Source organism: Yoonia sp. SDW83-1 (assembly GCF_046762885.1).
Lineage (GTDB): Bacteria > Pseudomonadota > Alphaproteobacteria > Rhodobacterales > Rhodobacteraceae > Yoonia.
This window is the reverse complement of the sequence record NZ_JBKQXO010000035.1, coordinates 1-14,964: the sequence shown is the minus strand read 5'-3', so window position 1 is coordinate 14,964 and position 14,964 is coordinate 1. Positions and strand designations below refer to the sequence as shown.

At 52.9% G+C, this 14,964-nt stretch carries 7 protein-coding genes; 4 read left to right on the top strand and 3 right to left on the bottom strand.

Features of this window, described 5'->3' with window-relative positions:
* The first annotated feature begins 193 nt into the window (after positions 1 to 193).
* Entirely contained in the window at positions 194 to 382 is a 189-nt protein-coding gene (locus tag ACFWW4_RS22310; RefSeq protein WP_411892848.1) for a hypothetical protein, read from the top strand.
* Between the two features lie 396 nt (positions 383 to 778).
* On the opposite strand, the gene ACFWW4_RS22305 is transcribed toward ACFWW4_RS22310, so the two are convergent.
* The 3 genes from ACFWW4_RS22305 to ACFWW4_RS22295 form a co-directional block, all read right to left on the bottom strand.
* The gene (locus ACFWW4_RS22305; RefSeq protein ID WP_411892847.1) at positions 779 to 997 is read right to left on the bottom strand and encodes a hypothetical protein; all 219 of its coding nucleotides are present in this window, start codon (positions 995 to 997) and stop codon (positions 779 to 781) included.
* A gap of 194 nt (positions 998 to 1,191) precedes the next feature.
* Positions 1,192 to 1,434, bottom strand: coding sequence for a hypothetical protein (locus ACFWW4_RS22300; protein WP_411892846.1), 243 nt, complete (start codon positions 1,432 to 1,434; stop codon positions 1,192 to 1,194).
* Between the two features lie 29 nt (positions 1,435 to 1,463).
* A complete protein-coding gene (locus ACFWW4_RS22295) occupies positions 1,464 to 1,634 on the bottom strand; it encodes a hypothetical protein (protein ID WP_411892845.1) in 171 nt (56 codons plus the stop codon).
* A 506-nt stretch (positions 1,635 to 2,140) separates the two neighbouring features.
* On the opposite strand from ACFWW4_RS22295, the gene ACFWW4_RS22290 reads away from it, so the two are divergent.
* From ACFWW4_RS22290 to ACFWW4_RS22280, 3 genes are all read left to right on the top strand, one after another.
* A complete protein-coding gene (locus ACFWW4_RS22290) occupies positions 2,141 to 2,899 on the top strand; it encodes a helix-turn-helix transcriptional regulator (protein WP_411892844.1) in 759 nt (252 codons plus the stop codon).
* 62 nt (positions 2,900 to 2,961) lie between these two features.
* Positions 2,962 to 3,399 (top strand): hypothetical protein, encoded by a 438-nt coding sequence (locus tag ACFWW4_RS22285; protein WP_411892843.1) that lies wholly within the window; start codon positions 2,962 to 2,964, stop codon positions 3,397 to 3,399.
* Positions 3,400 to 3,411: 12 nt separating this feature from the next.
* Positions 3,412 to 14,646 (top strand): calcium-binding protein, encoded by an 11,235-nt coding sequence (locus ACFWW4_RS22280; protein WP_411892842.1) that lies wholly within the window; start codon positions 3,412 to 3,414, stop codon positions 14,644 to 14,646.
* Positions 14,647 to 14,964: the final 318 nt, after the last annotated feature.

Below are 14,964 nucleotides of genomic sequence, written 5' to 3'. Positions count from 1 at the left end.
CCGCCACTCGACCATCGGCTATCTAAGCCCTATGACATTCGAGGAGCGAGCAATGAAAGCTTAAGTTGCCGTCCACAAAACCGGCAGCAGGCCAGGAGGGTTGCCTGCGATGCCGCGCCACCCTGGAGCTTAAGGGATACAGCCCAGCTATGGATGCAGTCTTGAGCGCGCCAACCTAGCCTTCGAAGCAAATATGCTCCGCCTGTTGTCAGCAGATGGCATATCCCGCTCAACCGATGTCTCGATGGCCCGACACCTGACTGCAATCGTCAATGGCATGGTGATTATGGCCGAGGCGGGTGCAACACGAGAGACCTTGATGGATGTCGTCAGCCACACAGTTGCCGAAGTGCGGGCCAGCTTCCCATCAGCCTCCGGCTAAAGGAGCTACGGCTGATTGCGAACCCAATGCTTTCAAAGCTGACATTAGCAATCCATTGCAGTATTGGTCCGTACCGCTCTATCTCCGCTCGATGATCAGCTCCTGGATCAGAACGTCGTTCACTCCGACCACAATCCCTGGGACGACTGACAGCTGACGAAAGGCAGTGCGTGCCATGCCAACATTCAGGAAGAGAGACGGCTCGGGCAGCATTCGCCTGAAACACGTCATCGAGGACGCCGATCGGCACGGGAACGTGCGCGTCTAGGGAACGTCACTATCCGGCTGCACCCAGCAAGAAGAACGGGGCGACCATCAGCGCCGCCATTAGCAACAGGCCGATGATAATGGCGCTGATAACGAACCCAGAGACTTGATCGGAGAGATTGCCGTCCATCAGAACTCCACCACAATGCCTTCACTAGTTTCCGCATTATCGCTGATCCAGAGTTTCAGTTGGGACAAGGTATCCAGCACGCGCTCTTCGTATCGTTTTGCGTCTGATGGTGTGGCACACAGGAAGCGGTCCGTCTTGCCGTTGACTATGTCTTTGACAAGCAGTTCGAACTTGCTGTCGCGGTCATCCACCTTGGCGTTGGCGGGCCGTCTGTCCATCAGTTTGGTCTCAAGCAAACCGCGTTGGCGGACGATCTGTATTTCTTCGTGAGGCAGCAAAACCGTTATCCACACCTCATAGAATGTCTTCTTGAAAATCGCGCCTCACCTGACGGTTTCATGTTTGATGGAGACGCGCATGGTGGTGGGGTTTTCCTGGTGGGATCAAAGGACGGATAGAGGATACCGATGGGTCAGTCGCTCGGTCCCGGGGGCTCCGGTTGATTTGCATAGGATGAACCAGCCGTTGGCTCCGCTTCAAAACCGGCCTCTGGTGTTGAAAGCTTGGTGTCGGTCACCGCTGCATGGGAAGACGTGATTTGCTGCTTGCCTTGGGCCAAAACCTGTTTTGAGAGGTCGAGTTGCTCACGAGCAACGGCCAGCGCCTGCTGTGCGTATTCAGCGCCATCGACACCGGTGCGGCCCATCTGGACCATGGCCAGACCGTATGTGCCAGCGAGGCAAATTAGGAGCCCGGCATGGCGGCAAGAAGAAACTGAATGGGTCCGGCGTTGCGTCCAATTGCTTGGGTGGCCGCGCCACCGTCGAACGCAACAAGTGCACCGACCACGATGATACACCAGGCCAGAAATCCAAGAAAGCTGTATAGGGAACGGGCGGTTTGATATGAACGCATGACAACTCCTACTCATAAATACACCGCAACGGTGCAACTATGGATTGTGATCTGTCAAATGTTTTTTGCGCGGGAATGCTGACTTGGGGCAGTTGGTTGGCGTAAGGTTGCGCTTGTGTCCGCAAAACGCATGGCAATGAAAATCGTAATGATCCCCACGGTGACACCACACCAAAATCCAAATTCTATCAGCGAGTGAATCGTGCGTGCTATTGCATATGAACGCATAACCGAAATCCCATTTACCTACACAACTAATTCGGCAGCGCTGCAATCTAGGGGTGCGCTGAGTCAATAGGAAAGTTGGGGAGGCGCGTCTGGATGGCGATGAATAATGTGTCGATGGCCCGAGGCAATGGTGTTACAGGCAACAGCCACCAAAACAGATCTTCTTTTGCGCTATGTGAGTGGAAAGAACAAGTGTCAGCACACTTGATCATAGACAAGAAATGAAGTGTTGTGACTTCGAACGGCTGGGTGAGTATGAGCACTTAGAAAGGCACAAGTTGGAAAAAGAAGATCAAATACTGAATAACTTTATAGGGCATGTGACGGCGGCAAAGCACATAGACGATTGTTGGGAGAAGCTAACCGATTGTTTGCGTATTTTCGGTTTCACCAAGTTACTTTTTGCAGCTAAGGCGAACGTGACATTCGAGAACCTACACAATCACTTTGGTGTCATATTGCTGTCAACATATGGCGCTGAGATCGACGAGTTTTTTTTCAACAACCGCGCATATGTGACGGATATGATGACCCGCTGGGCGCTGGAGAATCAAGGCGCAATCAGCTGGCAAGTAAACCGCAATCGTTTTTTGAACGACGCCATGACCAAAATAGAGCGACAGGTTCATCTGATGACGCGAGAATTGGGTTTGATCGCCGGCTATACCTACTCGCCGAGCGCTGTCGATGCCGATTTTGTGTCTGGCTTTGGTTTGTCCGTGGACGCCTCTACTGATCAAGAAGAGGTTGATCGAATATGGTCTAGTCACGGACCTACGATAGAACGATTGCTAGATGTCTTTCATATAGCGGTTCGGCGTATGCCAATTGCTAGCGAGGATGATCGCCTTCCATCACAGACACTGTCTATCGCAAGACTAATCTCAGAAGGTAAAACAAATTCTGAGGTTGCTGAGATTCTCAATATCCACCGTCGCACAGTGGAGCAACGCCTATCTCACGCTCGTTATCGCCTTGATGTTGCGAACACCTCTCAACTGGTTGCTAAGCTTGTTGCTCAGGCTCAATTGCTTTGATGTGGAATACCACACTTCCCATTGCATCTTAGCTTTGCCATCGTCTCAATTGGAGTGCTGATATGAATTCAAAGAAAACAATCCGTAACCTTTTATATATTTCAACAATAGTACTTTTTCTAGGCGTCTTGACTTATATGATGGCTGCAGGCGCAGATGAAAAAGCTCATCTCGATTCAAGGTTTCCGAAAGGCGCGTCATCAGTCGAGCTATTGAGATTTCTTGAGCAAGGTCATTTTGAACTGATGCGTTATCCAGCAGGTACTTGGGACACAAGCCCGCCAACCTTGGTAGTTTCACCATCAATGAGAACTTACCGAGATCAACTGAGCTCAGCGTGTGATGTTGGGATATGCGAAGTGCTAAGCGCGCATGCAGTTGATCGACCGCTATTTGGTGCCGGAATAGTCTTTCATCGCTTCGAATATATTTGGTTGATTGCCGATGGTGAAGTTCGGCACTCAATAAACGCTACTGAAAAGTGGATTATCAATCTTTAGGAAGGGTTTACTGTGGAACAGAATGGCTGGTCAATTTCGATAGGCGAAAATGAAATATTTGGATTTACACGCAAGACGCACATATCGGGCTTGTTGCAAGATCCTAGTGGCAGAGTTGTCAGCTCAATCGAACTTCAACCAAAATCGGATCTAGGGGTAACCTTTGGACCAAGAACAGATGAGATTGAGCGCTATCACAAAGCTGTGGACGGCCTGACCCGAGATCAGGCAGTTAGAATCTTCAACGTCGCTGCTAGCACTGCACAAAACAACTTGACCGATAGCTCGTATGAACTGCCACCGAGCTTTGTGGACGGTATTGCCCGAGGTATATCCGCTACCGGTGGCCTCTCAGGCGCCGTGGGAGGTCCTCCGCCTTATGGTCCGTTATCGTCGCCGGTTTTCAGTGGGCTTGGTGGAGGTCAGGACGGTTCGACCCTCAACAGCAATGCTTTCGGTCGCATTTTCTATGACGTTGCAGTAGCAGAGGCTTTGCGATCAGGTAAGGGGATTGTGTTCCCGCTTGCAGCTGAGCAGTTCGCAAATTCAGCACCGGGTTGGGGCTTTACCGATCAGTTCGGTTACGTTGATTATTACGGAAATGTTGTTGGTCCTTTTGCAATTGCCTGGCATCGCAAGAGCGAGGATTTACTCCAGCGATGTTTTGTGGCCGGGACATCGATCCAATTGAGCGATGGTCAATTAAAAGATATCACCGGAATTAAGATTGGCGATATTGTTGCGGCATTTCATTCAGAACATAGCGAATGTAATGGAAAATTTGAAGAAAGGCGCGTGACCCGTCTGTACGAGAATGTCACTCAGGAGCTAGTCCGCCTAAAATTTCCTGACGGTCGCGATGATCTTGTGACGACCCCTGGCCACGCATTCCTGGACGAAACCGGTTCATTTACCAAGATCGGTGACCTTGTTCGTCTTGGCGGCGGAAAGGCGCGCGTGATTGATCAGTCTGGTGAGGTCATTGCGGTTGAGGCCGAGTGGTTCCACTACTCTGCTGAAACGGCGGACATGTTTGAGCAGGCTTCGGTAAAGTCCGTTAGCACTGTTGGCAACGTTGCCTTCAAGGAAGAAGTACGGACCGGCTGGAAAACCTATAATTTTGAGGTGGAGGGGCTCCACACTTATATTGCTGGTGGCGTGCGTGTTCACAATGACTCGGGCTGGCTTGGAGAGTTTGGTAGCTTCATCAACAATGGCCTCGATGAGTTTTTCAATGCACCAGACAACAGAGCGTTTGACGCCTTTACAGACACAATTACCAAGCCGCTGCACTGGGCTGGGACAGCTCTCAACGGCACGCTCAGCGTTCTTGCGGACATCGGCAGCCGCTTGACGGGGGGTGAAGGCACGAGACCTGACAAGGGTGGAATTCGTGGAACGGGCCTCAGCATTGTTGATCCAAATGGTGATGGTGACTTCAGTGATGCGTTTTTTGTCGACGTGTCGGGGACGCGATCCTACCGCACTGAGCCTGCCTTCAATGGCGCGTTGAGTCGCACTCCAGCAGAAGAACTGCAGGCTGCCAGAAACTACGACTATTGGATGGGTACAAACACGGTTGACGATCTCATCGCTGGTAGCGGTGGCGGTACCGGCGGGCGAAAGCGTAGGGATAGTGGCGACAGCCCGCATAGCGATAAGCGGGACAAGAAAAAAGAGTCGTTGGCTGAAAAGAACAAGCCAGGAGATGGAAGTCTGTACCCCATCCTCTTCGATCTCGACGGTGACGGGATCCAGATCACTGAGCTTTCCAACTCGACCATCTTCATGGATACGGGCGGTGATGGTCTGTTGCATCGTACGGCCTGGGCCGGTGCGGGTGATGCGGTTCTGTTTTATGATCCCGATAATCTCGGGGCGATTGTCGAGAAGCGCCAGTATGTCTTTACCGAATGGGACCCGACGGCGACGTCGGATATGGAGGCGCTAAGGTCCTATTTCGACAGCAATGGCGATGGGGTGCTGGATGCCTCTGATGCGGAATTTGCGAAGTTCAAGCTGCTGGTGACCAATGCCGATGGCTCGACCACTGCGTATGCTTTGGACGAACTCGACCAGTTGGGCCAACAGAACATCACCTCGATTGATCTGACTGCCGACGCGACCAATATCGAGCTGCCTGATGGCTCTGTCATTGCCGGCCAGACCAGTTTTACCCGTTCTGATGGTACAACGGGAACGGCCGCCGACGTGACCCTGACCGCCGAGACCCAAGGCTATCGGTTGGAGCAGGTGGCAAGTATTGACAGCGCGGGCACGCGCACCGAGGTGACCACGGGTTATGCCACTGACGGCAGCATCGCCTTTGTGAACACGTCTGTCGCGAGCGCCGATGGCGCGCAGATTACCAACAGCTATGACGATGATGGCGATGGGGTCGTGGACCGGTTGCAGACCATCACGACGGAGGCGCAGCCGGACGGGTCGAGTGTGAAGACGGTGACCAACAGTCTTGGCGCGGTCGCGGCCACGGCGATTTTGCTGAACCGGACCGTGACGACCACAAGTGCCGATGGCAATACGGTCAGTATTGAACGCGACTCTACCGGCGGTGGCTGGTTTGATCAGACCGAGCTGCGGGTGACGGCGGCTGATGGCAGCATGACTATCGTGACCACTGATATCGGTCAGGATGGTAGTGTGATCCGCAGTGTGGATGAGGCTGTTTCCGCCGACGGGCTGACCCGGACCGAGGCCATCGACAGTGACGGGGACGGGCTGGCGGATGTCACGGTCACGCACGAGATTGTCGTGTTTGAAAATGGCGGTAGGCTCGAAACGGTTCGTCATTATAATCAGGACGGTACACTCCGATCCAATGTGACGGAATCTGTGAGTGGAGATGGCCGCACGAAAATGACTCGCAACGATTTAGACGCGGATGGTTACGTTGACACTATCGAACGTCTGCAAATCAACGTTGATGCTTCGGGCAGCACGTCTTCTCTTGTCGTCGAGAACCGCGATGGATCCGTTCGCAGCACCGCCACTCATGTACAGTCTGAAGATGCGCTGACCAAATCATCCGCCCTTGATTTGAATGGTGATGGCAACATTGATGTCACGACCGAAGAGGTCACTGTTATCCATGCCGACGGTAGTTATGAGACCCTGACCCGACAGTTGAATGGCGATGGCTCACTTTGGTCTCAGGAAAAGGTGATCCTGGGGGGCGATAAGGTCAGCACCGAGACCTGGGTCGATTTGGACAAGGATGGCGTTTTCGACGCCACTGATTTGGTTCATGTCGTGACCGTCGATCCGGTGAGCGGTGATCGGACGGCGATTACTTGGGACCGGAATGAGAATGGCTCGGTGAACAGCCAAACGACAAGCATCACAAGTGCTGATGGCCTGGTCCGCAATACGACCATTGATGCTGATGGCGATGGTGATACGGATACGCAGATTGCGGATGTCACAACTGTGGACGGAAATGGCGACGCAACCCGGACGGTAACGACAACGAACCAAGACGGGTCCTTGCGCAGTGAAACGGTTGCCGTGACCAGCGCGGATGGCCTTACGACAACGACCACAGTGGACAGTGATGGCGACGGCGCACTTGATGGGAAGACAATCAGTACCCAGCTCGCCCATGCGGATGGAAGTACGACGCGCACGAACGCAACTTATGCGGGTGATGAGCTCACATTGCTTTCGGAAAGCATGACAAACCAAAGCGCTGACCGCCATGTGACGACGACAAGCACCGATACGGATGGTGATGGCCACGTCGATACTGTGGTCGAGAAGGTGCGTGCCGTAGATGGGGCCGTTAGTACAACTCAAACAAGATATCACGCGAATGGTGACGTCGCTGGAGTGTCCCAGAGCAGCACAAGTGCCAATGGGCTTGTCAGCATCTCTAGCACCGATGCTGACGGGGATGGCGTGATCGAGGCTGAGGTGACAAGCACGACGACGCTGCACGCCGATGGGGGTCGTACCACAGCGACGGTGACACGCAACGCGGACGACACGCTGCGCAGCCAGACCGAGACAACAGTCAGCGATGACGGTCTCATCATTACGACTCTCGCAGACGCGGATGGTGATGGCACGTTCGAGCGATCCAGCCTGTCGACCACCACATTAAACGCTGACGGCAGTCGAACCACACTGATCGAACAACGCGCTGCGAACGGCGATTTGTTGAGTCAGTCGCGGACGACAACCAGCGATGACGGTTGGGTCGTGACCGAGGAAACCGATGCTGACGGGGATGGTGACTTTGATCTGATCTCGACGCGCACCACAACAAACCGAAAGAATGGTAATGAATACATCGTTACCAAGCTCAGCGAGGGCGATGGGACCTTACGATCTTCCGAGACATTGCGAACATATGAGGATGGACAACGTTCATCGATTAGTCGCGATATTAATGGTGATGGAGTAAGAGATTTTGGGCAAACGCGCTATTTCAGTTCGAATGGATCATACAAAACGTATGTCAGCCATTACGACGCGTCCAATAAGTTGATTTCTCAACAATACAATCAAGATTTTGCAAATGGTATGCAGTCACGCCACGCTTCGAATTTCGATCTCGCGAGTTCCGGCTTCGAAACGATAAACTGGTGGACCAAGACCTTGCTTGATGACGGCAGCGTTCGTGAACTTGAGGAAGAAAAATCGGCTAACAACCGAACATTTCGGAGTGTGGAGACAGTCACCAGCGACGATGGTGAGCACATCGTACGAACCACGGATTTGGACGGCGACGGCATTTCAGATGATACGCTGGTAACAACAACAGATCTGGCAGAAGATGGGACACGGAGCCAATCCACGCTGCGGATATCGGCGGATGGTTCGACGTTGAGTACATCGATAACCACGATCAGCGCAGATCGGCGCATAACAACTTCTAGCAGCGATCTGGACGGTGACGGCATTGATGATGTCCGATCACTAAACACCTTAGCAGACAACGGGACGCATACGACCAAAACCGAATATTTGTCGAGTGGTGGGGTGGTTGAAAGTTCTTATGAGGTCGTCACCAGCGGGGATGGCCGCGCGATGACGCAGCTGTTGGATCGCAACGGCGATGGCGAGATTGATCTGCGGACTGTTGAGAGCACATCAACCAGTATTGATGGCACAAAGCACCGCGCGGTAGAGTATCGTGGCCAACACCACGTTCTGCAAGGCCGTGAACAGCATCTTGTCAGCGACGATGGCATGAGCGCCAAGTCCTCGCTCGACCTTGATGGGGACGGTGTCTGGGATTTTGTGACCGAAATCGAAACGGTTTATCAGGATAACGGTGATGTCGTCCGGTCACAAAGCACCCTTGATGCTGCTTTCAATTCGTTGGCCCAGATTACCACAACCACCAGCGGCAATGGACTGTCCACTGACGTGATCGCGGATTATTCTGGGGATGGCAGCGTGGATCGGGTCAGTTCAACCGTGTTGGGACCGAACGGTGGTCAGTCGGTCTCGATCAAAACCTATGGTGGCGGATACACGCTGCAACAAGAACTGACCGAGACGGTCAGCGCGGACGAGCGCCACCGGACGATGACGCTTGATATCGATGGTGATGGTGCGGTTGATCAGCGCACAACATCCGTCGTCGATCTTAGCCGGAACCTGACGACGACTTACGAAGACGTTGAGATAAACGGAGTGGTCTCGTCCAGTGTGACGATGACCGATGCCGCCAGTGGCCTGCTGACAGCATACGCTTTTGATGTCGACGGCGATGGGACGACTGACCTGACGCGTGATACGGAAGTGTCGCACGCACTGGATGGCGCCGAGATCGTGACCTTTACAGAAGGTTACGGTGTGACCGTGACTTATCAAGAGGTCACGACCTATGCGGCCAACGGGCTGTCATCGCAAAGCACATTCGACGTTGATGGCGACGGCGTGATTGACGGTAACACAAGCAACGTCACAACGATCAATCCCGACGGTAGCCGTACGACCGTTGTCGAAACCCGCTACGCGGATGGCGATTTGCGCTTCTTCTCTCATGAAGAAGTCAGTGCGGATGGCAGGACGACAACGCGCGAAGTGGATTACGACGGGAATGGCATCGCTGACAAGACTTCAGAGACAATCCTCGCGGCGGATGGATCGCGGATTGAAACTGAATCGTCGTTCAACGAGGCCGGAATTCGCAACAACACGTTTATCACAACGACCTCGGCAGATGGGCTGACCACAACTATTATGCGTCAGGGCAACCTCCAGACGATCACACGCTCCCCTTTGGATAACGGAAGCTATGGGTGGGACAATGGTGTCGCAGGGGCCAACAATGTCACCACCAATCACGCAGTTGATGCGTTGGGGATCGAGACATGGACGCTTGTCAAAGGCACGCAGACGTATGAGGCAAGATTTGATACAGCCGCCAAGCAGCGTCTTTTTGACGAGGCGGAGCGGATTTATGACAGCGTGCTGGATCGCGGGCTTGATACAGGTGAACGCGAAGCCTTGATCGCGCACGTTGTTGATGGACAGCTCGACAAAGTTGGTCTCATCGATCACTTGATGGCCTCGGGTGAATACAGTGTCCGGTATGGTGCCCTATCTGATGCGGAATTCATTACGCAGGCCTATATGAATGCATTCGGGCGGGCGCCGAGCATGATGGAACTTGCCCAGCGTTTGTTCTCTTTGAGCGGCGCTCACGACACCCGGGCCGAGATCCTGCTTGAATTGGCCGATTCCGTTGAGCATCTGGTTGTGGGCAATACCCATCTGATGACCAACAACTTCGACGTCATCATGAACCCGGCTGTGTTCGAACGCAGCCTCGACGAGGCTTATGTCCGCAGCGTCGTCGCAAACCTCGTCGATGTCGCCTACGACCGGGATGCGACGGAGCAGGAACTGGATTATCTATCCGAACTGCTTCTGACGGGTGACAAGCTTGCAGATGACATTGCAGCGATCCTTTTGGGTCGGGAGGGCGACATACAGGGAGTTTCTTCTTCCAGCTTGAATGGCTTGAGCGGTGAGACCCTTGTAGGACAGGCTTATCTCAACGGATTGGGGCGAGAGCCGACGGCTCTTGAGATACAGACATGGAACGATTTTCTGTCAGCAGGTCACATTTCAACCGCGCAGTTTGTGGCATCTCTGGCGCTCAGTGCTGATCATCTGGAAACAGGTAACGGGCATATGGCGCATGATGTGCCAGCAATCAATATCTTGACGGGCACTGATGCGGGTCAGACGATCCACGGCAATAGCGGACAAGATGAACTGATTGGTCTTGGTGGTAACGATACGCTTTATGCCGGTACTGATGGAAGCGATCGTATCGAAGGTGGGACCGGTGTTGATCATCTCAATGGTACACTCGGCAACGATACCTACGTCTGGTCTCAAGGTGATGGCAATGACGATTTGTATGACTGGGTTGTCAGTCCGACTGATACTGACATGCTTCTTCTGAAAAATGTAAATTCAACCGATGTGTCGTTAAGCCGCGAGAATTCCAACGGCAATATTAGCGACAATCTGAGGGTGAACGTTATTGGGGCGACTGGCTCGAGTTACATCACGGTGCACAATCAGTTTGTCGGCTCGGGCGGGGAAGGTATTGAAATTATTCAGTTTGCCGATGGTGTGTCGTGGACCCGGGCTGATATTTTGGAGAGCGTAAAGTTCTCGGGAACAGACTCTGGCCAAACCATCACTGGATTTGCTTCCCGCGACAACATTTTGGGTCTGGGCGGAAACGACACTCTGACAGGGAATGGCGGCGATGACACGCTTGTCGGCGGTCTGGGTGTCGATTGGCTGGTGGGCGGTGCTGGCAACGATACCTATGTTTGGTCGCGTGGCGATGGCGCTGACAGAATCAACGAGATATCGAATGGTGCTGCGGACAGACGAACTGATGTCGATGTGCTTGAATTGACTGATGTCAATTCTTCAGATGTGACGCTGACGCGATCCTTGGGTTCCAATGAAGTCCGTAATGACTTGAACATTGTCATAGCCAACCCGGATGGAGACGCCACAACTTTCTATGTTTGGGATCAATTTGATGCCGCAGGCGAGGGTATCGAAAAGATCGTGTTTGCCGATGATGTTGTCTGGACACGCCAAGATATCATCGATCGCACAACGCTAGACGGTGATCACAACAGCAATGCGATCACGGGCCTTGCATCGGACGATAACATTTACGGACATGGCGGCAACGATACTCTGGATACGGGAGCGGGCGATGATTTGCTTGTTGGTGGCGCTGGAAACGACACATTAATAGGTGGTGATGGCGGCGATACTTATTTGTGGTCGGTGGGTGATGGTGATGACAAGATCAATGAAAAGGCGATCGCCGACCTTACGCAACAAGACCGGCTGCAGTTCACTGACGTAAACAGCGCTGATGTCTCTCTGTGGCGCGAAAATCACTCAGATGGTGAACGCAGAAATGATCTTTACATCACTATAAACGGCACAGAAACTATCGCAATTTATGACCAATTCACTGGAAATGGTGAAGGGATCGAAATAATTACCTTTGCGGACGGCGTTGTTTGGAACCGTGAAGATATCTTAAGTCGCACACGCCTTGAAGGCACCAACGATAGTGATACTGGAACAAGTTGGAACGACACCACACCCGATTTGAGAGGATCGGCTGTTCGTGACAACCTTTACGGCCTAGCGGGTAACGACACCATCGATGCGGGTGCTGGCGATGACTGGCTCTATGGCGGGTCCGGCAACGACACGCTTTGGGGTGATGGTGGCAATGATACCTATGTTTGGGAAGTCGGCGACGGCGATGATATCATACGCGACACCAGCGCAACCGACGCGGAGACGGACACGCTGCGGCTCGAAGATGTGGCGTCGGATGCTGCAGAGCTCTCGAAGTCGGGCAACGATCTGCTTGTGACCATTGGCAGCGAAACAATCACAGTCGTTGATCGTTTTAATGTCGGTACAAACGGCGATGGCGATGGTGTCGAGTTCATTGAGTTCAGCGATGGGGTCATCACCGAAATACTTGGTGGTGCGCTTGCCGAAACGAACACGACGGGAACGGACGGTATAAACACGCTGAACGGTTGGGGGCTTGAAGATACGATTTTTGGCCTTGGTGGTAATGATTCCATTGACGGAAACGGCGGCGATGACACGTTGATTGGCGGCGTTGGGAACGATCACCTTCAGGGCGATACCGGGAACGATACCTATATTTGGTCCGCAGGTGACGGCAACGACACGATTTGGGATACGCATGCCAATACGAATGAGACAGATCGACTGATCTTGTCGGATATCACATCCGATGATGTGTCTTTGGTCCGCATCGAAAACACCAATGACCTGTTGATCACCATTCTGAGTACCGGAGAGGTCATCACAATTGATGACAGCTTCGATGCAACCTATGTGGGGCGTGGAATCGAAGAGATCGTTTTCGCTGATGGCGAAACCTGGGATCTAAATGACATTCGTCAAAACACAATCGCCGAAGATGTTGCGGGCGGTGTTACTCTGGACGGCACGCGTTATGACGACAATCTCTATGGTCTGGACGGTGACGATACGATCAAGGGTCTTGACGGCGACGATCATCTCATCGGTGGCGATGGCGATGACACGCTGCAAGGTGGCGACGGCAACGATACGTATATCTGGTCGCGCGGCGATGGTAGCGATACTATCAACGACACCGACACCGGTCCTGTCGATACCGACACCCTTTGGCTGACCGACCTCAATCCTGACGATGTTCGGTTTGAGCGACGGTCGGGAAGCAATGACCTTCAAGTTATCATTGATACCGGCCTCGAAAACGACACGAGCACGGATGGGATGTTCCTCTACGAGTTTTATCGGAATTTTCATGGGAATGTGGACACGATACCATTGGGCGGAGCATCGAGTGCTGGCGTGACCTCAGACACCAATGTCACTGTGATTGCATTTCGCAATGGTGTGGGTGACCATTACGGGATGCGCTTTGCAAGCGTGATCGAGGTAACAACCGGTGGCACCTACACCTTTAAACTGCGATCAGATGATGGCTCTATTCTCACAATCGATGGTCAACAAATAACAAGAAGCAGTCATGGTTTGGGTGAAAGAACAGGGTCCATTGATCTCGAGCCAGGCACCCACACAATTGAAATCGCTTACCATGAGTATGTTTCAACCCAGTACCTCAACCTGACCGTGTCGGGCCCCGACACTGGGGACATTTATGCGTCCAGCATTTTTACCAGCGGCATGCTCGGCAAAGCTGCAGACGCCGCGCATCTGCTTGATCTTGGGAACTTTGCTGACATTGTGCAGAGTTACGATGTCATAAAGATCAAGGATCAGTTCGCATCACCCGTCGATGGTAAGGGCATCGAAAGCGTTGAGTTTGCCGATGGGACGATCTGGACACTGGACGATATCCTTGCCGCGACATCAACCAATGGAAGTTTCAAAGACGATCTGCTGATTGGTTCGGCGGAGAGAGACAATATCCAAGGCTCTGAGGGCGCTGATACGCTGCGTGGTCTTGCCGGTAACGATTATCTCTATGGTGGTGCTGGGAATGATCGTTTGGAAGGTGGAGACGGCGACGACAGGCTATTTGGCGGAGATGGCGATGACGAACTGTTCGGTGGTACTGGCCAAGATGCGCTCTTCGGTGATGACGGCGATGATTTGTTGAGTGGCGATGGAAAAGCCGACTCGTTTGACGGCGGCGCAGGCACGGACACCGTCGACTTTACATACTCCACATATCCCAACCTGGTTGATCTCAGTCGAGGTGTTATAGATTGGTTTGCAACCACAGGCGGAATAGAGAGCATTGTCAACGTCGAGAATGTCATTGGCTCGAGCGCGGATAACACCGTGATTGGATCAACCTTCGGCAATCGCCTTGAGGGTCGAAACGGCAATGACACAGTCTTCGGTCTTGCTGGGAATGATACGCTTGATGGCGGGCTGGGTGATGATACATTAATCGGTGGCCGGGGCGATGATCTTCTGACCGGTGGTACCGGCGCCGATGTGTTTGTGTTTGTTGGTGATGATGGTGCTGACACAATAACAGATTTTGAAAACGGGATAGATATGCTGGACTTCAGCAGCACCAACCTAACCTTTGCCGATCTCAGCATCAGCGCCGGCTCGGGTGGATCCGCAGTCGTGAGCTATGGTGTCGATAACAGCATAACATTGCAAAACGCGGCCGGGGATATCGATCAGAGCGACGTCTTGTTTGCGTGATGATCCCGTCAGCCCAAGGCCGAATTTGAGAGCAATGAAAGACCGCCCCAAAAGGGGCGGTTTCCGTTTCAAAAATTATTACCCCATCGCAGCGGCCAACCGCATCGGCGGTCCTTTGATGACGCTGTCCGCCAGCGCAAGCGCTTCTAACAGGACCATGCTGCGCGGCTCGAAGTCAAAGATACGCCGTCGGTGTTTGGGCAGGTAACCCGCGATCTCAGGGTGTGTCTGACGTCAGCGCCTATGGGTCCAAATAGGGTTATTTGCTAAGAGAGTGTTTGTTGTTCATCGTAGCCACGGAGGAGTGGACGATGAGAA

Bases quoted from the DNA above. Each gene is read 5' to 3' on its own strand.
- ACFWW4_RS22305 (WP_411892847.1), bottom strand. From the start codon at position 997: ATGGACAGACGGCCCGCCAACGCCAAGGTGGATGACCGCGACAGCAAG.
- ACFWW4_RS22310 (WP_411892848.1), top strand. From the start codon at position 194: ATGCTCCGCCTGTTGTCAGCAGATGGCATATCCCGCTCAACCGATGTC.
- ACFWW4_RS22300 (WP_411892846.1), bottom strand. From the start codon at position 1,434: ATGGTCCAGATGGGCCGCACCGGTGTCGATGGCGCTGAATACGCACAG.
- ACFWW4_RS22285 (WP_411892843.1), top strand. From the start codon at position 2,962: ATGAATTCAAAGAAAACAATCCGTAACCTTTTATATATTTCAACAATA.
- ACFWW4_RS22295 (WP_411892845.1), bottom strand. From the start codon at position 1,634: ATGCGTTCATATCAAACCGCCCGTTCCCTATACAGCTTTCTTGGATTT.